This is a genomic window from uncultured Actinomyces sp., assembly GCA_900541895.1.
Taxonomy (GTDB): Bacteria; Actinomycetota; Actinomycetes; order Actinomycetales; family Actinomycetaceae; genus Pauljensenia.
In genome coordinates this window covers 1-21162 of the sequence record UWSI01000026.1, presented here as the reverse complement: position 1 = coordinate 21162, position 21162 = coordinate 1, and the positions used below count along the sequence as shown (strand labels likewise).

Below are 21162 nucleotides of genomic sequence, written 5' to 3'. Positions count from 1 at the left end.
CGACGCATTGCGTCGCGACCCCCAAATATTTCTCTCTCCAGATCTTCACCGGCGAAGATACTCGACGAAGAAGCGCTAACCGGCGATAAAGAAGAGTCCCACGAATCCAAGGATTCCCAATGCCAAGGAACTCACATTCAGAACAATCGCCCACACGTTGAGCGTGCGCTGTGCCGCTGAGACCTGGACTGCACGACTCGGAATCGACAAGACCACGCCGAGAATATTCATCGGGCCGATGAGGCCGACCCACATGAACAAGATCAGGATCCATACCCAACCGGCGCCTTCGGGATGTCCGCTCTTGATTGCGCTTTGGATAATCAGGTAGGGGAACAAAAACGAACAAATAACAAGAATCCAGCCGATAATGCCGAGGATCAGCGGGAAACGCTTAAGTTTCGCTTCACCTTGCCCAAACGGGGTTCCGAAGTTTTGACCAGCCGGCTGCGGCATGCTCACATTGTCCTCCTCGTGGATATTTATTCCGAAGACTGAGACTATCGAAGTCTCTGGACCCTGTAAAGGTGACTACTCAAGGAAAGAGCTCAGCACGCGCACAACCCCGGCCTCGTTATTCGAAGGGGCAACAAAGCGAGCGGCGGCAAGGATATCGGGAGACGCATTCGCCATCGCAAAGGAAAACTCAGCGTGAGACATCATCCCAAGGTCGTTTCCCGCGTCTCCAAATACTGCGGTTTGTGCAGGTGAAACCCCAAGATACTTCTGCAGCTCGCTGAGCGCTTGGCCTTTATCAACCCCGCGCATCTGCAAATCTGCCCAGTTATCACCAGAAAGCGCGAATTGATGACTCTGCTTGAACGTTCCCAAAGTTCGTTCAGCCAAGGGCTTTACATCTCCTGCACTGCGCAGGGCAAGCTTGATGATCGCGTCATCCAATTCACCGTGTTCAATCTCGTCAAGTACCTCTAGCAGGTCTTCAACAACCTGAGTTCGCGCGTAGTACGGAGAGATTGCATGCACGAACGGCTCATCACTGCGCTCGATATACGCTGATTTCTTTCCGCAAACGACAAGGCCTCCATCCCACTGCGCAGCTTCCATTTCCTGGGCAGCTTCCATTTCCTGGGCCTTCCCGTCTTGCGAATCGGAACGCGCAGCAAAGAAACCGCCCTGACGCACGTGATGACGGACCAACTCGACACACCGACGTACCGTCCCTAGGTCAAGGGGACTTGAGGAAATCTCTTCCCCATCACGCATAACGACCGCGCCATTTTCACCGATAAAAGTCATCCCCACGCGCTCCGGGAACATATTGATCAGAGTCCAGATTTGTCGACCTGAGGCGGGAACAAAAGTGATGCCACGATCCTCCATAGAATCAAGGAGCTGCTCCAGTCCCGCGGGGAAGTTTTTCTGATCATCCAACAAGGTCCCATCCATATCGACTGCTGCCAGGCGAATATCAGCATTCGCGTATGTGGTCGGATCACTTGCCTGCGGCATTAACGCTTCGCGCATGTGTAGTACTTCCTCACGACCGGAAATGATGTCCTCAAGGGCAACCATGGAACAGAAAAGGACCTACGACCAGACTAACAACCGCGTCTTTCATGGACCTAATGCCGCCAACTCGTCAACCTGGTGAAGGCGCATCTGCTAGTTTGAACGGCATGACCCATGCGCAAGTGCTTCTGCGGGCATATGCCCGCGCAACAAATATGTTGATCGCCGGACGGCGCTTCATCACCTCCGACGGCGAGCTCACCGCGCTCCTTGAGGCTTTCGGAGCCCAGGTCATGTCCCCCGATCCTTCCGTGGCCGCCCCCTCCACTCCCACCGGCCTCGACGTCATCTTCGACCTGGATGAGGGAGCATTTCCTCGCCCGGGTGCGATCACCGTCCTCGCTCCCGGCGGCAGATTCCAAGGAGTTTACGCTCCCGACGCATCCCCAATTTCTGGCCCCGGAGATGCCGGACGCATTGCATGGGCACGCATGCACATGCCCGTGACCGAGGCAGCGGTTCGCCGCATTACCCACCTGCTCCCGGGTCGCCGGATTGGCCTCGCCCTAGTTTTGGAACCTAAGACCGCAGCGCTTGCTTTGATGCTTTCCGAGGCCGGAGCCGAAGTTTCCGTTTTTGGGCACGCAAGCGAGACCCGCGATGACGTTGCCGACGAACTGCGCCGGGAGGGACTGAAGGTTTTTGCCGACTCCCAGGCAAGCCCCGAGCAGGAGGAAGTACTTGCCCGTGAGTTCCTGGCCGAAAATATCGAATATCTGTTGGATGACGGCTCTCATTTAATCCGCATGGCGCACGATCCCAAGCGCGCACCGACAGCACTGTCAGCCATGATCGGTGCGGCAGAGGAAACAACATCAGGCCTGCGCCCACTGCGTCATTTCCCCCTGAGCATCCCCGTGATTGCCAGCAATGATGCACGCTCAAAGACGCTCTTCGATAATGCTTACGGCACCGGTCAATCATGCTGGACAACTGTCCTTGACATCATTGACCCCGACGGCCTCGGCGCCCCAATTCCTGGGATGAAGGTCGGAATCATTGGATATGGAGATGTCGGAAAGGGATGCGCGCGCTTTGCTCGTGCCCTGGGGGCCCGTGTCAGTGTCGTTGAGCTGGACCCCGTCCGCGCGCTCCAAGCACGCATGGATGGTTTCACCGTCGCTTCCCTCAGCGAGGTTGCCTCCACGGCGGGGCTTTTGATGTCCGCCACGGGAGAGCCCTCGACCATTCCCCTCAGTGCTCTTGAAGCTCTCCCCGAAGATGCGATTGTCACCGTCGCAGGCGGCGTGGTCGGTGAAGTTGAGGTCGAGCAGGCACTGGCCGCGGGGTGGACTTTGAGCGAGGCCGGTGACCCACACGTGCAAAGGCTGGCCGATCCCACGGGAAAGTCCCTGCGTCTCCTAGAAAAGGGAGAGGGCATTAACTACACAGCCGGCGAGGGAAACCCCATCGAGATCATGGACATGAGTTTCGGGGTTCAGGTTGCCGCGCTCACCGAGCTACTCACGCACGCAGACGAACTCGAGCCCGGTCTCCATAACCTCCCCATCCAAGCCGATAATGCGGTGGCTCAAGCTGCGCTTGATGCACTGCGCGGCGTCGGCAATGCACAATAGTCCTATGTCGACAGTTACCCCAGATGACGCACAGATCCGCCCGCTTGCCCCACATTCTGATGTAGTCCAGGTCTATTCTGCGGGTCTTGTCATCCCCATCACCGCGCCTTCTGTTCTTGATGGCGCAATCGCAGTTATTGATGGACGCATTGAGCACGTCGGTTCACGCGATTGGGTGATCCACGCCCTTGAGCAAGCTGGACGTTCTTTCGTCGAGCACCACGTGGACGGGGTACTCATGCCCGGCCTCGTCAACGCGCACACCCACCTGCAGTACACGGGAATGGCGGAAGTTGGGGCAAAGCGCTACACGGGTTTCCCCTCGTGGGCGCAGGCTTTCGACGCGGTTTACGACCACACCGAATTCGATTGGAAGGCCGAGGCCGCGCGGGGTGCTCGCCTCTCGATCCGTTATGGAACAACCAGCGCTGCCGATGTTGTCACCGACCCCGAGGCCGCGAGCGCACTCCACGACCTGGGCCTGCACGGCGTCGCCTACTGGGAAGTCATGGGGTGGTCGAACGAGGATTGGGCGGCTCGCGGTCCGGCAAGCGTCAACGCTTCCTTGGATGCGATGCCCACTCCCCCGCAGATCGGCATTTCCCCGCACGCCCCGTATTCATTGGATGCGGAACCCCTTTTGGATCTTCCCGATCTTGCGCGCCGACGCAACCTCCGTCTGCACATCCACTTGGGAGAGTCCCATTCCGAGGCCGAGTGGAAAGAAGGCCGGACCGCGCAGCTGGACGATTTGTGGCGCAGTGGGGCCTCGACCTCCTTCACCGAGATGCGTTCCTTGGGCGGGGGTTTCTCAGCAACACAATTCGTTGATCAACTGGGTGTCTTGGGGCCTGATTGTCATGTGGCACATGGCGTCTACATGACCGCGGACGACCGGCGTCGCCTGCGTTCGCGAAATACTGCTGTCGCTTTGTGTCCGCGCTCGAACCGTGTCATCGGCTTGGATGCGCCTCCCGTTGCCGCCTACCTGAATGAGGGCAACTTGTTGGCCGTGGGGACGGACTCTCTGTCATCCTCACCCAGTTTGGATGTCATGGAGGACGTTGCGCTGCTTTATAGGATTGCGCGCGCTCAGGGATATTCGGAAAGCGATTTGGCTCGCCGTCTTCTGCATGCCGCGACCTTGGGCGGGGCTGTCGCATTGGGATTGTCGACAGGTTCTCAACGCGTGGGCCAGCTTCAGTCTGGCGCGGTCGCAGACATGGTGTTTTTCGATGTACCCGTAACGACGATCGTCGACACCATCGAAGAGCTCGTCCAAACCGGCGCTTCCCGCCAGATTGCAACGATTATTGACGGAAACCTGCGCTGGGTTGATCCACGTTTCAGCGACATTTTTGAGGGAGAAGCACAATGACTACTCTCAGCCCACTTGCTTCGACGCTTGTGAAACAACTTGACCTTGCGCCCCACCCCGAGGGCGGCCACTTCCGCCGCACGTGGACCGCACCCACGCATGTGGAAACCCCTCGCGGCCAGCGAGCCACGGCCTCGGCAATCCTGTTCGTGCTGGATCGCGACGAGGAGGCTGCTTGGCACCTGGTGCACTCCGACGAGCTGTGGATCTGGTCGGGGCCGGGCGCACTTGAGATTCACCTCGGCGGAGATGGCGAGGCCCCCAGTTCCGAACCTCAGATCGTAACCTTAGGCTCGCCGGCTGCTGAGGAAGAGGAACTCTCCCCTTCTGATCCTTCGAACCCCGTGCAATTCCTTGTCCCCGCCGGTTCGTGGCAGCGTACCTTTGCTCGAGGCCAAGCGGCGCTGGCCACCTGCGTTGTCTCCCCCGAGTTCTCTTTCGAGGATTGGAAATTGGCTTCGGCGGGCGAATAAGAGATTCGCGCGTCTAAAAGAAGTCACAGTAGACGCGTCCCCCGCCGCTTCGGATGACGCGACGAACATCGGCGACCATGGCAGGTGAGCCGCACACGTAGTAATCCGCGTGTGGATCGATACCTGTCATGCGTAGATAGTCCGTGACGCGGCCCTTGAATGCGGCATCGCTTGACTCACGTGTAATGCAGCGGATGATGGGAGGGATCGGTGTTTCAAGTCGTAGCGTCAGATCCTCATCCGTGTTTGCGCATCCAAAGATCAGCAGCTCGTCAGCACGGATCCCCTCCTCAAAGGCAGCACAAAATGGCGCAATCCCGCTTCCCGTTGCGATGAAGATCCTGCGGCGGCTGGGACTCTCCTCGTTTTTGGCTTCTTCGCTGTGAATTTCGAAATTTCCCAATGGGAGTTGGAGTTCGACCTTGTCTCCAGGCTCCAGGCTGCGCGCGAATGCTGCTCCCTTCCCCTTGGTTCTCACATCGATGAGGAAACGGGTGGTTTCTCCAGACGCGCTTGCCAAGGAATATGGTCGCCACTCAAAGGGAGCAACTCGAATGAGGGCGTACTGACCGGGTGTCCACTCCTGTGAACGAGGGAGTTTCAGGACAATGTCTCGAATGTGGGGGCTTAGCCAGTCCGCATGGACGACCTGAGCACGCATGCGTGGCGCACTGTGGAATGGGTCCTGTACTGCTTCCTGATCGCAGGTTTCACATGCACTCTCGGGGTCGCTGCTCAGGCTCTGATTGATCTGCAGATATCCCTTTGGCCCGAGGATTCGACATGCGCTTGTCCACCCAGACATTGTGGCCCCGACAATTCCGGGGAATCCCGCGTCTTGTCCTGTTAGGAAGAGCCCTGGGATCGGTGTTTCTGGGGTGGTCAGCCCCGCATTTAGCCGTTGCGGGGTTAGAGGAAGGCCGTAGAAGCATCCCTTTGAATGAGAGGTGTAGTGCTCAATACTCAGAGGCGTCGCTACTTCTTCGTAGCAAACAGCATCCGCGAAGCCCGGAAGAGTGCGGTCAACGAGTGCGATCAGTCCCCTCGCCATTGTTGATTTGAGCAAGTCGTAATCGTTTCCTCTGTCCCCTTTCATTGTGTCCTCCCACGCACGAAAAGCACCGGCTTCAACGAAGGAGACAATTTCTGCGGTGGCGTGCTGGTCACCTGCTTTGAGCCCTGGGAAAGAGACAAAGGCCGTTTGGGGATTGCCTTCCACCAGCGCCGCAGTCAAGGTCGCGGGAGTCTGCGAGCCATCACCCTCATTGATCCAGATGTTGGAGCCGTCGATCCCTTCGGGATAGTGGTCAAGGGTGAGGTAGACAATGACGGCTGTCCCTCCGTCTCCCATGCGCGCGATCGCTTTGCGTCTTTCTTCCGTGACTTTTCCAATTCCTCCCTGCGTGGGAAGTAGACGGTTATACGTTTCGCTTGCTCCAACTCCCGAAACGATGATCGGTGCGCGTTCTTCATAGGTCGCTGGATGAATACCTGAAGTGTCTGTGATGCGGACTCCCACCGCCCGACCGTTTTGGATAAGAATTTCTTCGACACTTTGAGAGACGCGAATTTCTCCCCCATTTGAGCGGATTTTTTCCTCGACCATTCGCGAGATTTGCCCGCTTCCTCCCTGGGGAAACCACGCTCCATTCATGTAGTGGCCGACGATCATTGCATGGGCGACAAAAGCACTGCGCTCGGGTTCGACTCCGTAGTCTCCCCAGTGCGTCGTCAGGAGAGTTCTCAATGCCGGATCGCGAAAACGACGATTCATATAGTGCGCAGTCGTCTCACATGCGAGGGAGGAGTGCATCTTCTGTGCCAAGGCGACAAGAGGGGCCACCTGTTGCGGGACAACCTGGCGAACATAGTTGAGAGTCATCCACGAGTATGCCCGCGCGACGTCTTTAAAATAGCGCTTCAGCGCTCGTTTTTCCTTCGGAAAGAGCGCCTCAAGTCGCTGGAGATAGAGAGCTGCGTCTGATGGGACATCAAGAGTCACTCCGAGCTTCGGGAGGCAGAAGCGGTCGTAGCTATCGGGCATCTGCATCCACGAAAGCTTCCCGCCCGCGAGGTAATTAATGATGTGACGAGGCCGAGTCCCCGGAGCCATGTCGCCGACGTAGTGCAATCCGACGTCCCAGCTCGCGCCTTGGCGCCGAAATGCGTGGGTAAGTCCCCCTGGGATGGAGTGTTTTTCGAGGACGAGCACCCGCTTCTTCGCCACTCCTGCGAGCAGTCCTGCGGTTGTCAGTGAACCTATTCCTGAACCGATCACAATTGCGTCGTACATACACACCCCTTCTACTTGACAGTGTCTAGTAATAGAATCATGCACTCCTAGACACTGTCAAGTAGTAACGGTATGTTTCCCCTATACTGATGCCATGACACGCTCAAGCGAAGCTCCCGGCCTACGCGAAACGATCCTCGCGATCAGCGGAGAACTCCTCAACGAAGGAGGACCCGCCTCTCTGTCCATGCGCGAGGTCTCGAGGCGAGCCGGATGCACACACCAGGCTCCCTACCACCACTTCAAAAGCCGAGAGGGAATCCTTGCAGCGCTGATCACAGAGGGATTCCTCGCCTTGGAAAAAGTGCTCAGCGAGGCACTTCGCGCCAGCACAGATACGACGCCTCGGGAGATAACGCGCGCAGCAGGACACGCATATCTGACTTTCGCTCTGAAAAACCCGGGGGTTTTTCGCATCATGTTTCGCTCTGACATGTACGATCCCGACTCACACCCCGAGCTCATCCAGGCCAGCCAAGCAGCGCGTTCCCAGCTCCACGGCCTCGCAAAAATTGCCTACGGGAGCGAGGATCCACGCGCAGAAGCAACGCTTTGGGCATACATCCATGGCCTCGCGATCCTCGTTCTCGACGGACCACCCGCACTTGGGGGGAGCGCAGGAGCAGAAGCACACCAATTCGCCCACGGGTGCATCGACTCCCCCTTCTTCATCGATGGTGTTTCCTAACGTGTCACCCAAATCTCCCTTAAAAATCGAATCTATCGACAAGAACACCACCATGCCTTAGGCTGAGGGAACGTTCCGGTAATCACTGGAAACCCCACTATTGAAGGAGCCAACCGTGGATCTGGAAAACCTGAAGAAGCAGGCCGAAGAAGGCTTTGAAGCTGCAAAGGACAAGGTCGGAGACGTCGTCGAGGCAGTTAAGGACAAGGTCGGAGACGTCGTCGAGGCGGCTAAGGATAAGGCCGGAGACGCTAAGGACAAGGTCGGAGACGTCGTCGAGGCGGCTAAGGACAAGGCCGAAGACGCTAAGGACAAGGCCGGAGACGCCGTCGAGGCGGCTAAGGACGAGCTGGATAAGTGACCATTAGCATCAAATAAATCAGAGGGCAGATCCAATTGGATCTGCCCTCGGTTATTAGATCCATCATAGCGAGGATCCACGCAGACCATATCTCACATCTAAAGTTTGAGACTATCTCTTTCCATTAGCACGTAGTTGCCCTTAGCCTTAGAGCGTGGGTGCTTTACCCATGGGTTGACAAGCACTCAAAATTGTTCTGTCCCAATATCTTCATAGGGAGCACACGTGGTTCGTCCCAAGATCCGTTTCCGTAAGTCCGCACTCGTCGCAATCGCAGCAACTGCCGTCATGGCGCTGGGTGCATGCGCGGGCGGAACCACTTCCAGCAGCACAACTTCCGCAACCGCCGATGCTAACGCAACCGGCGAAGCACTCCCCACCGTAACCAAGGGCAAGCTCACCATCGCCACCGGCGACCCCGCTTACAGCCCTTGGGTTCTCAACGATAACCCCGAATCCGGTGAAGGCTACGAGGCCGCAGTTGCCTACGCAGTCGCCGAGAAGCTGGGCTTCTCCAAGGATCAGGTCGTGTGGAAGCGCACAACCTTCGATTCGGCAATCGCACCTGGCGCAAAGGACTGGGACTTCAACATCCAGCAGTTCTCCATTACCGATGCTCGCAAGCAGGCAGTGGACTTCTCCAGCCCCTACTACACGACCTCCGAAGCGGTTGTCGCTGTGAAGGGCACCCCCGCTGCCGAGGCCAAGAGCCTCGAAGACCTGAAGAAGCTGAAGTTCGGCGTTCAGACCGGTACGACTTCTCAGAACTACGTGATGAACAAGCTCAAGCCCAGCACCGATCCGCTGATCTTCAATGGTTCTGCTGACGTGGTCCAGGCCCTCAAGGGCGGCCAGGTTGACGCAATCGTCGTGGACCTGCCCACCGCATTCAACGTCATCGCAACCCAGGTTGAGAACGGCACCGTGGTTGGCCAGTTCACCGCGAACGAGGATGGCAACAACTTCGGTCTGCTGCTTCCTAAGGGAAGCGCTCTGACCCCCGCGGTCACCAAGGCAGTCGACACGCTGCGCGATAACGGCACTCTGGCTGAACTTCAGAAGAAGTGGCTGGCCGACGCCGCATCCGCTCCGATCTTCGAGCAGTGATCTTCTTCTCCGGCTTGGGATTCGTCCCAAGCCGGAGAATTTTCATTTCCCTTGTCCTGATTGCTTTACGCATTCGAAACCCACTCAGAGGACCCAGTGCTCACCGATTCCCACTCAGCAGACCCCATGGCTGAATTCCCAGTCTCCGAGGTCGAGCGCCAGCGCCGTCGTTACCGGCGCACGCGCACCACTCGCTCACTCTTGATCTCCGCGATCTCCACTCTGATCATCGCGGCACTCATCGTTGTCATCTTGGCCTCGTCTCCGGGGTGGAAGACAACCCAACAAACCTTCTTCAACTGGGAATACGCAAAGAGCTCCTTCCCCGCGGTCCTCTCCGGCATGTGGCTCAACATCCGCATGCTGCTGGTTGCAGCGACTGGCGTGGCGGTCTTTGCAACTCTTCTTGCTGCCGCACGTACCCTGGGCGGACCGGTATTCTTCCCAATCCGATTCCTTGCTGCCGCATACACGGACATCTTCCGCGGTGTGCCTTTCATTGTGGTCCTGTACATCATCGGTTTCGGAATTCCCGCTTTGAACCCGTCCAGGCGCATCGATGTCACGCTGCTGGGAACCATCGCCCTGGTCATCACCTACACCTCCTACGTTTCCGAGGTGCTCCGTGCCGGCCTCGAGTCCATTCACCCCTCGCAGCGCTATGCAGCACGTTCACTGGGCCTAACCCACGGACAGACCATGCGTCACATCATCGTGCCGCAGGCAGTTCGTAAGGTCACCCCCGCTTTGATGAACGACTTCATTTCCATGCAAAAAGACGTGGGCCTGATTTCTGTTCTGGGCGCAACTGACGCAATCCGAGCAGCACAGGTTCAGCAGGCAACGACCTACAACTTCACTTCCTACGTGGTCGCGGGCCTCCTCTTCATCGTCTTGTCTTTCCCCTTCATTCGCCTGTCCGATTGGTACACCGCTCGACTACGTAAGCGCGAGCAGATGGGAGGCACCGTCTGATGAGCACGGAAACCACCACCCCCGACGAAAGCTTGGCAACCTCCGCGGAACACCCCGTCCTTTCTGTTCAGGGCGTCGTTAAGCGCTTTGGCTCCAACATCGTTTTGCGTCGCCTAGACCTTGATGTTCACCGTCACGAGGTCGTTGTACTCTTGGGTGCCTCAGGCTCGGGAAAGTCGACCCTCCTGCGCTGCGCGAATCTGCTTGAACGCGTCGATGACGGCCAGATTTTCCTTTCGGGAATGGACATCACCGACCCCAGCATCAACGCCGATAAGGTTCGCGGACAAATCGGTGTCGTGTTCCAGCACTACAATCTGTTCCCGCACATGTCAGTGATCGATAACGTGACACTGGCTGCACGCAAGGTCCACGGGTGGGCACCGGAACGCGCAACAAAGCGCGGCATGGAATTGCTAGAACGTATTGGTCTTGCTCAAAAAGCCGAGGAATACCCCGACCGGCTTTCGGGTGGCCAGCAGCAGCGCGTGGCTATTGTTCGTGCACTTGCAACCAATCCCGAGCTTCTTCTGCTCGATGAAATCACCTCAGCATTGGACCCCATGCTGGTCGGCGAAGTTCTTGACCTCGTCCGCGAAGTTAAGGACTCGGGTTCCACGATTCTTATGGCAACCCATGAAATCGGTTTCGCACGCCAAGTAGCAGACCGCGTGGTGTTCTTGGAACGCGGAAAGATCGTGGAACAGGGCACCCCTCAGGAGGTCATTGACAATCCGAAGATGCCTCAGACTCAGGAATTCCTGGCTCGCGTCTTCCACTGAGCGCCCAAATAGCACTGCGTCCCTCTTGTGGGCGGTTCCAAAGCCGCTTGCAAGAGGGACATTGTTTGAGCCCTCAGTTTCTCCCGGCCTCGACATCAGCCCAGAACGCAGCACAAACATCCGCCAACGCAGCCGGATTTTCTAATTGAGCGCTGTGTTTTGCATCTGAGACCACCTCATAGCGCGCACCTAATAACGCGGCTTCTTCACGATGCATCTGCTCCGGCCAAACTGTGTCCCCCACTCCGTGGGCGATCAAGACAGGAAGCCCACTTTGACGCAAGGGAAGCGACACATCTGGATAGCGAGCCAAAATGAAAGCCGCACCCATGAGCGAGTCCTCGCTGGTGGCCATCGCGCGCTCGGCAATCAGCTCATCCCTGGGATCATTACTCAGAAATTGGGAAATGTACCACGCAGATAATTTCTTTCCCGTTGTTGAGGATAAAAGACGCTGACGCAGGGGCGTCCAACGCATCGATTCAGGCGGCCGAGGGCCTGTAGAAAACAGTGTCACCGAACGGAAAAGTTCCGGTGCAACCACTGCAGCTTGCCTGGCAATCACACCGCCAAACGAATGTCCCAGCAGGTGAATTGGCCGCACGCTGGCACCCATCGCGCGCGCAACCTCAATCAGGTCGCCGACAAAGTCAGCCAAGCGATAATTCTCAACGCCTTTGGGAGCCGCAGAATCCGCCTGTCCACGCTGCGAATAAGCACAGGCGCTGCGACCGCGCTCAGCCAGATACGGCAGAAAGGGAGTGAAATCTTCCTTGGAGCCCGTAAACCCCGGAACTAAAAGCGCCGGAACAGGCTCGGGCTGCTCACCAGCGTGAGGCACCTCGTGTACCTCCAACGCGCTCTCCGCCTTGGGAACAATGCCCGCCACGGCCTCGTCAATGAAAACGGCAGTCAGTACGCCCGCGGACGTAGGGATCCCCACGCAGGTCACCTCGTGCGGAAGTTCCCCCACAAATGGTGCCTGAGGGACAACACCGTGAATCTGCATTCCAACCCCCTAAAGGTGAAGCCGGCGGAAAATCGCCGGCCTCACACTGCGTCCCCTCAACGTATTCGTTACAAGGGAGCAACGTGATTACTCGAGCTCAAAAGCACCCGTGTACAGCTGGTAGTACACGCCCTTTTGAGCAATCAGTTCGTCGTGGCTTCCACGTTCAATAATACGGCCGTGATCCAGAACCATAATGGCATCGGAATTACGGACCGTTGACAGACGGTGTGCAATGACGAAGACCGCACGCCCCTCCATGAGGTTATCCATGCCGTTCTGGACCAGCGATTCGGTACGCGTATCAATCGATGAGGTCGCTTCGTCCAAGATCATCGCTGGCGGATCGGCAACAGCTGCACGCGCAATAGACAGCAACTGTGCCTGTCCCTGCGAGAGGTTTGACCCATTGCCACTGAGCTCGGTCTGGTAGCCATCGGGAAGACGCTCAATGAAGGAATGAGCATTCGCGAGCTTTGCGGCTGCGATACATTCCTCATCGGTCGCGTCCAGTCGCCCAAAGCGGATGTTATCCATGACGGTACCGGTAAAGAGCTTCACATCCTGAAGCACGACGCCCAGCGAGCGACGCAGATCAGGCTTGTGGATCTTCCTGATGTTGATGCCGTCAAAACGGATCTTGCCGTCATCGATATCGTAGAAACGATTGATCAGGTTAGTGATAGTCGTCTTGCCGGCGCCCGTTGCACCGACGAAAGCGATCTTCTCCCCAGGCTTTGCCCACAGCGAGATGTCGTGAAGAATCGTCTTTTTCCCGTCGTAGGAGAAGTCGACGTCTTCCATGACCAGTTCACCGCGTAGACGCGTGTAGGTGACCGTTCCGTCGCTGTGCGGATGACGCCACGCCCATACACCCGTGCGTTCTTCAGTGGGATGAACATCGCCATTTTCATCGACCCGCGCGCGGACCAGGGTCACGTAGCCCTCGTCTTCTTCACTCTTTTGCTCCATCAAGGCAAAGACTCGGGAAGCACCCGCAAGACCCAGGGCGATCATCGGAACCTGCATCGAGGCCTGTCCCAGCGTCTGTGTAAAGTTACGGACCATCCCCAGGAAGGAAACGACGACGCCAACGGTGATTGCGCCCATACCCGCGAAGCCGAAATTCGGAGTCTGGAGCTCAACCATGATGCCGCCGACCAGGGCAACGGCAACATAAAGGATATTCCCGATATTGCCCAGGGTTGGCATGAGCATGTTGCCGTATTGGTTTGCGCGTTCTGAATCGTTGAACAGTTGGTGGTTGTAGCTCAGGAAATTATGCTTAACAGCATCTTCGTGATTGAAGACTTTAATGACCTTCTGGCCATCCATCATCTCTTCGATGTAACCCTCTTCTTCAGCCAGCGAGCGCTGCTGGGCAACCATGAACTTCGCTGAACCGCCGCCCATTTTCTTTGTCACGCCAAACATCGCGACAGCCGACGCCGCGACGAGAAGAGTGAGCCACAGCGAGTAACTGAGCATGGTGATTGTCAACGCGAGGATCGTGAGTACGGACTGGATCAGGGTCGGGATCGATTGGCCAATAAGCTGGCGAATCGCGTCGGTATCGTTCGTGTAGGTCGACATGACCGCACCGTGAGGGTGCGTATCGAAGAACTTCAGCGGAAGCGTCTCCATGCGATCAAACATGTCATCACGCATCTTCTTGAGCGTGCCCTGAGTGACGATTGCCATCAGACGCGTGTAGATGAAAGCGCACACAATACCCGAGCCAAAGATAATGCCCATGATCACAACCAGTCGCACGAGCTGCGACATCACGGCCGGGAGCCCCTGGCTCATACCGGGAATAATCACGGTATCAACGATCTGCTGGAGGAAGATCGAGCCAACCGCAGATGCGATACCAGAAATCACAATGCAGATGCCAACAACACTTAAGTGGATCTTATAGTTTGCCCACAGGTAGGCCATCAGCCTTCCGAAAGGACGCGGCACTCCATCAAGCTTGTTGGGGTCTTTCATTCCCGAGGCCGCGCCTTCTTTTTGTTTTTGACTTTCCTCGCGCGCTTTCTCAGCTTGATCCTGCGAAAGCACCTCTACCGATGCAGAAGCGTCAGCGGCAATCTGATCTGCTTGTTCTTCTTCGTAGCGTTCAACAGACATTTCAGGCCACCTCGCTTTCATTTGTACTGTTTTGAGTGTCGTAAAGTTCGCGGTACTCGCCACCCAAGTCAAGGAGTTCCTGGTGAGTGCCGTGCTCCTTGATACGCCCGTCATCCAAAACGATGATTTGATCGGCATGCTGGACTGAAGAAATGCGCTGCGCAACGATGATTGTTGTCGTATCCGGGATTTCCGTTTCGAAAGCCTGACGAATCAGCGAATCGGTTCGTGTATCAACCGCACTAGTTGAGTCATCAAGGATCAAGATCTTGGGCTTCTTCAGCAAGGCGCGTGCGATGCACAGACGCTGCTTTTGGCCACCCGAGAGGTTCGATCCGCCCCTTTCGATCATGGTGTCATAGCCATCAGGGAACTGACGGACAAATTCGTCAGCCTGTGAAAGCTCGCAGGCTCGGATGATTTCTTCATCGGTTGCCTCAGGGTTACCCCAACGGAGATTTTCCTTGATCGTTCCAGAGAAAAGAATATTCTTCTGAAGAACAACGGACACTGCATCACGCAGGGGTTCGAGGCGGTAGTCACGCACATCGATCCCGCCAACGGAGACCCTGCCTTCCGTCACGTCATACAGTCGTGGAATCAACTGGATGAAGCTGGTCTTACCTGAACCAGTTCCACCGACGACGCCCAGCGTCGAGCCTGCGGGGATATCCAAAGTGATGTTTTCAAGCGCGGGGCGTTCAGAGTCTTCGCGGTACTTAAAGGTCACGCCTTCAAAGGTGATATCACCGGTGGGCACTTCACGGATTCCATATTCGGGGGAGGTCAATGGAGATTCGTATTGAAGTACCTCAGCGATACGGTGTGCGGACTCTGCAGCGATCGTCACCATAACGAAAATAAAGGCCAACATCATCATGGCCGTGAGGATCTGAATACCGTAAGTGATCAGTGCTGACAGTTGACCGGTGGTCAATTCACTGCCGCCTGACGCCACAATTATCTGCGCGCCGATGAAGTCCACCAGCATGATTGCGCCAAAGATGAAAAGCATCATGACGGGGGTATTCAGCGCCAGAACCTTCTCCGCGAAGGTAAAGTCTGCTCGTACTTCCTCTGAGCGCTTGGCGAAACGAGTCTTTTCATACTCTTCGTTGACGAAGGACTTCACAACTCGGATACCTGCAATATTTTCCTGAACCGAGTTATTTAGGGCATCGTATTTCTTAAAGATTCGTCGGAAGACAGGAAAAATGTAAATAATTAGCCCGAACATGATTGCCGCTAGGAACGGCAGCATGATCAGGAAAATCAAGGACATCTGCCAGTTAATGCGAAGCGTCATGACAATCGAGAAGACAACCATCAGCGGGACACGAACTGCTACGCGAATAATCATGCCGTAAGCGTTTTGAACGTTGGTCACGTCGGTCGTCATACGGGTGACCAGGGACGATGTTGAGAAACGATCAACATCACCGAAGGAAAAATCCTGGACTTTAAAGAAAATATCCTGGCGCAGATGTTTGGCCAGGCCCGCAGACGCGGTTGCGGCAAAACGTGCCGCAAGTACGCCACAGAACAGTGACATCATTGCCATGACCAGCATAAATACACCCAGGCGGACAACGGGAGTGAGCGCACCACCCTGAAGGTGATCGACCAACGAGGCCATAATCAGTGGGAGGAAGCACTCAAGAATGACCTCTCCCGTGACAAACAGCGGTGTCAGAAGCGAAGCGCGACGATACTCACGCACACTTCTCAACAAAGTACGAACAGTCGACATCTAGCGCTGGACCCCCGAAAAATTACTGCGTGTAATAGGAAGCTACCCGTAGACCTTCAAAGGAATGCATCTTTGCGGCCCGGGGTAGGCGGATTAATCATATGATGTAGATCATCCCATGTTAGCCGCCTTTCCTAATGGCGGCGATACCATCTAGGCAATGACGCGATAGGCGAAATCAAAGGCTACACAAGCACAAAGTTTCATAGCTGATTCATAGCTTTAGCCCACATCAAGCACAGATTACGCCCGTAGATTTTCAGTATCAGACATAGGGGGTCGCAAGGCCCCGTCTCCTTTACCTGTTGAGGGACGCTGTTTAGAACGCATATTGTGTTGATGGGATGCACGTGGGGCCGGCTTTGCCGGCCCCACAGTGTTTATACAGCCGCGCAAAGACCAATAAAGAGCTATCAGCGAAACTCACTGACGCTTGTAATTACACGTGTTCGGGGATACATCGAAACTGTAAATTCATCCTCGTAGGCGCAGTGCTTTCGAAGCTGTCTGTATGCATGGCTACCCGTGTAGTTCGTGCCGTCAGTGAACTTCACATCAATCCGTTCACCCGTCTCCTTCATTAAGGTGACATAGGTGATAAATACGCGAACCTTTGAGCTTCCCTTTCGCATAACAGTTGAGGTCTCTTCTTTGTGCGCCACACAACGCACGCTGAGTTCCTCACTACCCGACACTGCATCTGCCACCACCTGAGCGGATAAGACAGACCCCATTCCAATAAGACCGCAGTCAATGGTCACCAGCGCAACACACAACACCTTGGAGATCCGTGGAGACAAGCGACGCCGAAATCCCACCGCACCTTGCACACTACCCTGGGCATAGCGCTTGATGACCGGAATCAACATGATCGCAATAGCAATGGGTGTCGCGCACACCAGTGCCCAGCTCAGCAAAGCGAAAGACCATAATTTTGGAGACTCCAGGAAGAAGAGGGGCCCTGCAATCGCAGTGATGATGAAAAGCCACCGGTGGACCGTAGCGCGCCGACTCATTGAACGAAGCGACAGCGTTTTCACTTTTACTCCTGTCCGAGCGCCCTCTCCAATGCACTCAGCCCCATTGCCAACAGCGCCGAATCGCTCTCATCCGCGCGCGATATCGACTGGTTGATCAATTCTCGCCACGGCCCTTCGCGAAGCAGGCGGCCGCCCTTCAAGACGATGATATGCGCATCAAGTGCAGCTGCATCTTCAATCTGGTGTGTCACCATGATGACAGTTCGCCCAAGGAATCGTTGCGCGATCAATTCACGCAGGCCACGCGCAGCCTCGACATCGAGCGCCGCCATCGGTTCATCAAGTAACAAGACATCGGGGGCAACAACCAGCGCACGAGCCAAAGCGGTCCTCTGCGCTTGTCCACCAGAAACCTGAGCCGGACGACGCTGCGCAAAGGGCGCCAACCCCACAGAGGCCAGGGCATCCTGTGCGCGTGCCTCGGCCTCGGCAGGGGAAATGCCGGCGCAACGTAAGGGGAAGGCAACATTGGCAAGCAGGCTCATGTGGGGGAACAAAACGGGCTTCTGCTCTAAGGTTGCAATCTTTGGCCGACGACCTGAGACACCATCCGGCCACTCCCAGGTGCAGGTCATCTGCGGCGCATCGAGGGCACCAGAAAGCACCGATAAAAGCGTGCTCTTCCCTGCGCCGTTATGTCCCATCAACGCCGTGACGACACCGCCTTGGCAGGTGAGGTCAACGTCGATGTGCCTCTCGGGAAGCGTTCCAGCAATCTGCACGCCGGGGGCAGGGACGCGCGGAAGCTGGCCCTGCACCTCTCCATCCTCATTCCCGAGGCCGTGGCTAGGCTCGGTAGCCAAGCGCAAGGCCGTAGGAACTTTCGCCTCGTCAGCGGAGGTCCCACTCAAGAGACGCGAATACCACCACTGCGAAAAGGCCGAAGCGCCGCCGACCAGGACAAGCGCAACAAAGACCAAGATGACAGACAGCATCAGGGCCATATCGGTTGACTCTTCGCGCTGAAGATAGATTTCCAAAGGAAGCGTACGGGTTACTCCAGCCAAAGACCCCGCAAAAGTAATAGTTGCGCCAAACTCCCCCAGTGCACGCGAGAAAGCCAAGGCCGTCGAAGACACCAGAGCTGGGATCATCAGCGGCAGGGTGACAGACCACAGTGTTCGAGAAGGCGAGGCTCCCAGTCCACTCGCAACGCGTTCCTCATTGAAACCGCGAGTGCGCAATGCACCTTCAAGTGAAGAAACAAAGAAAGGTAGTGACACAAAGGTCTGCGCCATAACGACCGCGACCGTCGTGAAAGCAATATTGATGCCGAAGATTTGCAGATAAGCACCGATCAGGCCTCGGCGACCCCAGGTGATCAAGAGCGCCAAGCCCGCGACGACCGGAGGAAGAACCATGGGCAAAGTGACCATGGAGCGCAGGACTCGCGACCACCATGTATCGCGCGCCCTAGCACACACCAGCGCTAAAGGAAGCCCAACAATAATGCAGGCAAGGGTGGAGGCTAGGCAGGTACGAAGCGAAAGCGCAAGGGCCTGGGAAGCCAGCGCTTGAGTGAATAGATGGGGAAATTGAACCCAATCAATGCGTATGAGAAGCGCGATGAACGGAACAAGTAGAAATAGAACAGCACAGGCTGCGGGGAGTGCGATCCAACGCGGGATCCCCGCATGCCTGTGCTTGTTCGTCATGAGATTATTCCGAAACTACATTGCGTAGTCGAAGGTGATTTCAGCCCTTATCCGCGGAAGTCGGTGCCGAGAAGCCATACTTCTTCAGCACTGCCTGTCCCTTTTCGGAAAGAACAGCGTCAATGAACTTCTGTCCGGCTTCCTTATTCTTTGTGGAAACGGTCAGAGCGATGGGGTACGAGTTCACGACCTCATTCGCGCGGGCGATTTCAACGACCTCGACCTTATCGCCAGCAGCCTTTGCGTCGGTGGCGTAGACCAGACCAGCATCGGCTTCGCCGCTCTCAACCTTGGCGCGCACATCCGTCACCTTCTGCTCTTCAGAAACAGGGTTCAGGGTAACGCCAAGCTTATCGGCCAGCTGTTTGGTCGCATTTCCACAGGGGACGCCCTGCGCACACACAACGAGCTTCTTGCCATCAAGAGAGGAATCAAGGCCGGTGATCTTGGCAGGATTTCCCTTGGGGACAATCAGTGTCAGGACATTAGATGCGAAGGGCGTCGGTGAATCGACGAGCTTCGCATCGCTTGCCTTGGTCATGTTCTTCTGGTCTGCAGAAGCGAAAACATCGGCGGGTGCGCCTTCCTTCATCTGGTCAACCAGGGTGGATGAGCCCTGGAAGTTGAAGGTCACCTTGATGTTCGGATCGCTTTCCTTAAGGACCGTATCAGCGATCTCGGGGAATGCCTTGTTCAGCGAAGCAGCCGCGAAAACGTTGAGTTCAACCGGCGCTGTGGCTTCTGTTGAAGCAGATGCCGAAGCGCTTGCAGACTTGTCTGCAGATGCACCGTTTCCGCCTGAGCAAGCGGTAAGCACAAGAAGGCTAGCCGCGGCTACCGCGATGATTCCTTTGTAGTGATTCACAGGTTTCCTCCATTTGGCACCTGAAGAGAAACGTTTGTTGCCTTGATTTGAGCCATGGCGATGGAACCTACTTCGATTCCCAGCTCGCGAACACTTTCGGTCGAAACCAAAGAAACGACACGGTAGGGACCACACTGCAAATCGACTTGGCTCATCACCGGATCGGAGTGAACAGCAATAACCAATCCCTGGAGGTGGTTACGAACAGACTGAGTGCCCTGCCCAAGAGCAAGCTGATGAACATCAGGTTGGCTATTAATCAAAGCCGCGACCGATGCTCCATCGATGCGAAGCGGTCCTGAGTTCTCAGCGCTATCTGCACGAGTCACAAGTCCATCATCAAGCCAGCGACGAACGGTGTCATCACTGACGCCAAGGAGAGTCGCCAGAGTCGAAACTTTGTAATAAGGCATGAATTAATTTTAACGGATTTTGCCGTTTTTTGTAATTAATCGACAAAAATATGCAAATTTCTCCGCAGAGGCGGCAAGCCATCGAATATATTATTCGCCCGAGGCCTTTCGCACCGGGATATCCTCAAAGAAAACCTGGCAACCACAACTATTGCCGAAGGGCACCAGAGTCATACTCATGCCACCATCACTGAGCTCTTCAACAATCTGCCGAATCGCGGCACCGTGCATCCGACACACAATGCCTTGGATCTTATCGTTGCCAATATTGAGGTAGGGACAGGATTGGATGGACAGACCGCCATCTTCTGCATTTAACGCACGGAAACCGCGCGTTGAGAGGAAAACTCGAAGAAGCGAAAGTAGGGCTTCCTCGTCATCACGAGCAGCATCAAGCGCACCGGAAGAGCGGATGAGATCAACGTACTGCTGCCCCCAATTGCGCCCCATGATGTCAGCAAGTTTTTCGCCACCGTCCGAAGTTTGAGCCATTGCCGAGGCCGCGGCAAGAAGAAGTTCCGAAGACTGACGTTGAAGACGCGCTGCATCCCCAATGACCGCGATCTCGTAGTACATCGCGGGGCGGCCTCGTCCTTCGGGATTGTGAGTTCGACGTACAACTAAGCCCTGTTCAACCAAGGGAACAAGAGTCTCACGAACCGAGTTCTTATGAATTCCCAAGTGATCTGCGATTTCAACAACGGTTGCTTCACGACCAATATCGGTAAGGGTGTGCAGAACCTTACGCTGCGCCGGGGATGCGGTCGCCAACTGGGTGATCATGTATTCGATGCCGTTCAATCTCTACCCCTTTTCCATAAACAGTCATAAAGTTTGTCAGAATAAGCTTTGTAAGTGTATAAATTACATTTCTACAGAACTAAACTATTCCCCTGTTTAAAATAAATTGATTCATATTTTATAAAATCAATATGTATATATAGTTCCGAAAACAGAAGATATTGCATTGTTTTCACTTTAATTGAAAGCTATTCTTGTCAAACCAGGTTTTACGAAAAGTCTTATTTGTGCCACATTTGTACCAAATTGAACTTTAGTCTATTTGTATATGAAATCTAATTTAGTTAATTTAGATTTAAATTCGGTATATATATTGTTGAATATAGTTCGCC

The 21162-nt window shown here is 55.6% G+C and carries 19 protein-coding genes; 8 read left to right on the top strand and 11 right to left on the bottom strand.

The annotated features are described in order from the left end of the window. Nucleotides 1-75: 75 nt before the first annotated feature. Both QZR18_RS06735 and QZR18_RS06730 read right to left on the bottom strand, forming a co-directional pair. On the bottom strand, nucleotides 76-456 hold the full coding sequence (locus tag QZR18_RS06735; RefSeq protein ID WP_178706351.1) for a hypothetical protein: 381 nt from the start codon (nucleotides 454-456) through the stop codon (nucleotides 76-78). 75 nt (nucleotides 457-531) lie between these two features. Continuing rightward, nucleotides 532-1485, bottom strand: a complete 954-nt coding sequence (locus tag QZR18_RS06730) for a Cof-type HAD-IIB family hydrolase (RefSeq protein ID WP_295910766.1) — start codon at nucleotides 1483-1485, stop codon at nucleotides 532-534. A gap of 152 nt (nucleotides 1486-1637) precedes the next feature. On the opposite strand from QZR18_RS06730, the gene QZR18_RS06725 reads away from it, so the two are divergent. Genes QZR18_RS06725 through QZR18_RS06715 form a run of 3 tightly spaced genes read left to right on the top strand, consistent with a single transcriptional unit; the run spans nucleotide 1638 to nucleotide 4958 of the window. Next, entirely contained in the window at nucleotides 1638-3107 is a 1470-nt protein-coding gene (locus QZR18_RS06725; protein ID WP_178706304.1) for an adenosylhomocysteinase, read from the top strand. Nucleotides 3108-3111: 4 nt separating this feature from the next. Then, the gene (locus QZR18_RS06720; protein WP_178706307.1) at nucleotides 3112-4485 is read left to right on the top strand and encodes an amidohydrolase family protein; all 1374 of its coding nucleotides are present in this window, start codon (nucleotides 3112-3114) and stop codon (nucleotides 4483-4485) included. Beyond that, nucleotides 4482-4958, top strand: coding sequence for a cupin domain-containing protein (locus QZR18_RS06715; protein ID WP_178706310.1), 477 nt, complete (start codon nucleotides 4482-4484; stop codon nucleotides 4956-4958). Before QZR18_RS06720 ends, QZR18_RS06715 begins: the two co-directional genes overlap by 4 nt. A gap of 13 nt (nucleotides 4959-4971) precedes the next feature. Here the strand turns inward: QZR18_RS06715 and QZR18_RS06710 are convergent, their stop codons facing one another. Continuing rightward, on the bottom strand, nucleotides 4972-7251 hold the full coding sequence (locus QZR18_RS06710) for an FAD-dependent oxidoreductase (RefSeq protein WP_178706313.1): 2280 nt from the start codon (nucleotides 7249-7251) through the stop codon (nucleotides 4972-4974). Between the two features lie 94 nt (nucleotides 7252-7345). Here QZR18_RS06710 and QZR18_RS06705 point away from each other — a divergent pair, with 94 nt between their 5' ends. The 5 genes from QZR18_RS06705 to QZR18_RS06685 all read left to right on the top strand — a co-directional run bounded on the left by QZR18_RS06705 (nucleotide 7346) and on the right by QZR18_RS06685 (nucleotide 11164). Next, on the top strand, nucleotides 7346-7939 hold the full coding sequence (locus tag QZR18_RS06705) for a TetR/AcrR family transcriptional regulator (RefSeq protein ID WP_178706316.1): 594 nt from the start codon (nucleotides 7346-7348) through the stop codon (nucleotides 7937-7939). Between the two features lie 115 nt (nucleotides 7940-8054). Continuing rightward, nucleotides 8055-8300 carry a hypothetical protein gene (locus QZR18_RS06700; protein ID WP_295910765.1) on the top strand — a complete coding sequence of 82 codons (246 nt, stop codon included), beginning with the start codon at nucleotides 8055-8057 and terminating at the stop codon, nucleotides 8298-8300. Nucleotides 8301-8525: 225 nt separating this feature from the next. Continuing rightward, nucleotides 8526-9407 carry an ABC transporter substrate-binding protein gene (locus QZR18_RS06695; protein WP_009408034.1) on the top strand — a complete coding sequence of 294 codons (882 nt, stop codon included), beginning with the start codon at nucleotides 8526-8528 and terminating at the stop codon, nucleotides 9405-9407. Nucleotides 9408-9533: 126 nt separating this feature from the next. Next, nucleotides 9534-10382, top strand: coding sequence for an amino acid ABC transporter permease (locus QZR18_RS06690; protein WP_048713028.1), 849 nt, complete (start codon nucleotides 9534-9536; stop codon nucleotides 10380-10382). Then, nucleotides 10382-11164: an amino acid ABC transporter ATP-binding protein gene (locus QZR18_RS06685; RefSeq protein ID WP_048712464.1), complete on the top strand. Its 783-nt coding sequence runs from the start codon at nucleotides 10382-10384 to the stop codon at nucleotides 11162-11164. The genes QZR18_RS06690 and QZR18_RS06685 overlap by 1 nt, the downstream gene beginning before the upstream one ends. 73 nt (nucleotides 11165-11237) lie before the next feature. On the opposite strand, the gene QZR18_RS06680 is transcribed toward QZR18_RS06685, so the two are convergent. From QZR18_RS06680 to QZR18_RS06645, 8 genes are all read right to left on the bottom strand, one after another. Continuing rightward, nucleotides 11238-12173 (bottom strand): alpha/beta fold hydrolase, encoded by a 936-nt coding sequence (locus QZR18_RS06680; protein ID WP_178706322.1) that lies wholly within the window; start codon nucleotides 12171-12173, stop codon nucleotides 11238-11240. 87 nt (nucleotides 12174-12260) lie between these two features. Then, nucleotides 12261-14165 carry an ABC transporter ATP-binding protein gene (locus QZR18_RS06675; protein ID WP_178706357.1) on the bottom strand — a complete coding sequence of 635 codons (1905 nt, stop codon included), beginning with the start codon at nucleotides 14163-14165 and terminating at the stop codon, nucleotides 12261-12263. A gap of 142 nt (nucleotides 14166-14307) precedes the next feature. Then, complete coding sequence (locus QZR18_RS06670; RefSeq protein ID WP_178706325.1) at nucleotides 14308-16056, bottom strand: ABC transporter ATP-binding protein; 1749 nt, start codon at nucleotides 16054-16056, stop codon at nucleotides 14308-14310. A 413-nt stretch (nucleotides 16057-16469) separates the two neighbouring features. Further along, nucleotides 16470-17096 carry a hypothetical protein gene (locus tag QZR18_RS06665; RefSeq protein WP_295910759.1) on the bottom strand — a complete coding sequence of 209 codons (627 nt, stop codon included), beginning with the start codon at nucleotides 17094-17096 and terminating at the stop codon, nucleotides 16470-16472. A gap of 2 nt (nucleotides 17097-17098) precedes the next feature. Beyond that, nucleotides 17099-18751, bottom strand: a complete 1653-nt coding sequence (locus QZR18_RS06660) for an ABC transporter permease (protein ID WP_178706341.1) — start codon at nucleotides 18749-18751, stop codon at nucleotides 17099-17101. A 40-nt stretch (nucleotides 18752-18791) separates the two neighbouring features. Continuing rightward, nucleotides 18792-19616 (bottom strand): molybdate ABC transporter substrate-binding protein, encoded by an 825-nt coding sequence (modA, locus tag QZR18_RS06655; protein ID WP_178706345.1) that lies wholly within the window; start codon nucleotides 19614-19616, stop codon nucleotides 18792-18794. After that, nucleotides 19613-20029 (bottom strand): molybdopterin-binding protein, encoded by a 417-nt coding sequence (locus tag QZR18_RS06650; RefSeq protein ID WP_178706348.1) that lies wholly within the window; start codon nucleotides 20027-20029, stop codon nucleotides 19613-19615. The genes modA and QZR18_RS06650 overlap by 4 nt, the downstream gene beginning before the upstream one ends. 90 nt (nucleotides 20030-20119) lie before the next feature. Continuing rightward, complete coding sequence (locus tag QZR18_RS06645) at nucleotides 20120-20830, bottom strand: metalloregulator ArsR/SmtB family transcription factor (protein WP_295910758.1); 711 nt, start codon at nucleotides 20828-20830, stop codon at nucleotides 20120-20122. Nucleotides 20831-21162: the final 332 nt, after the last annotated feature.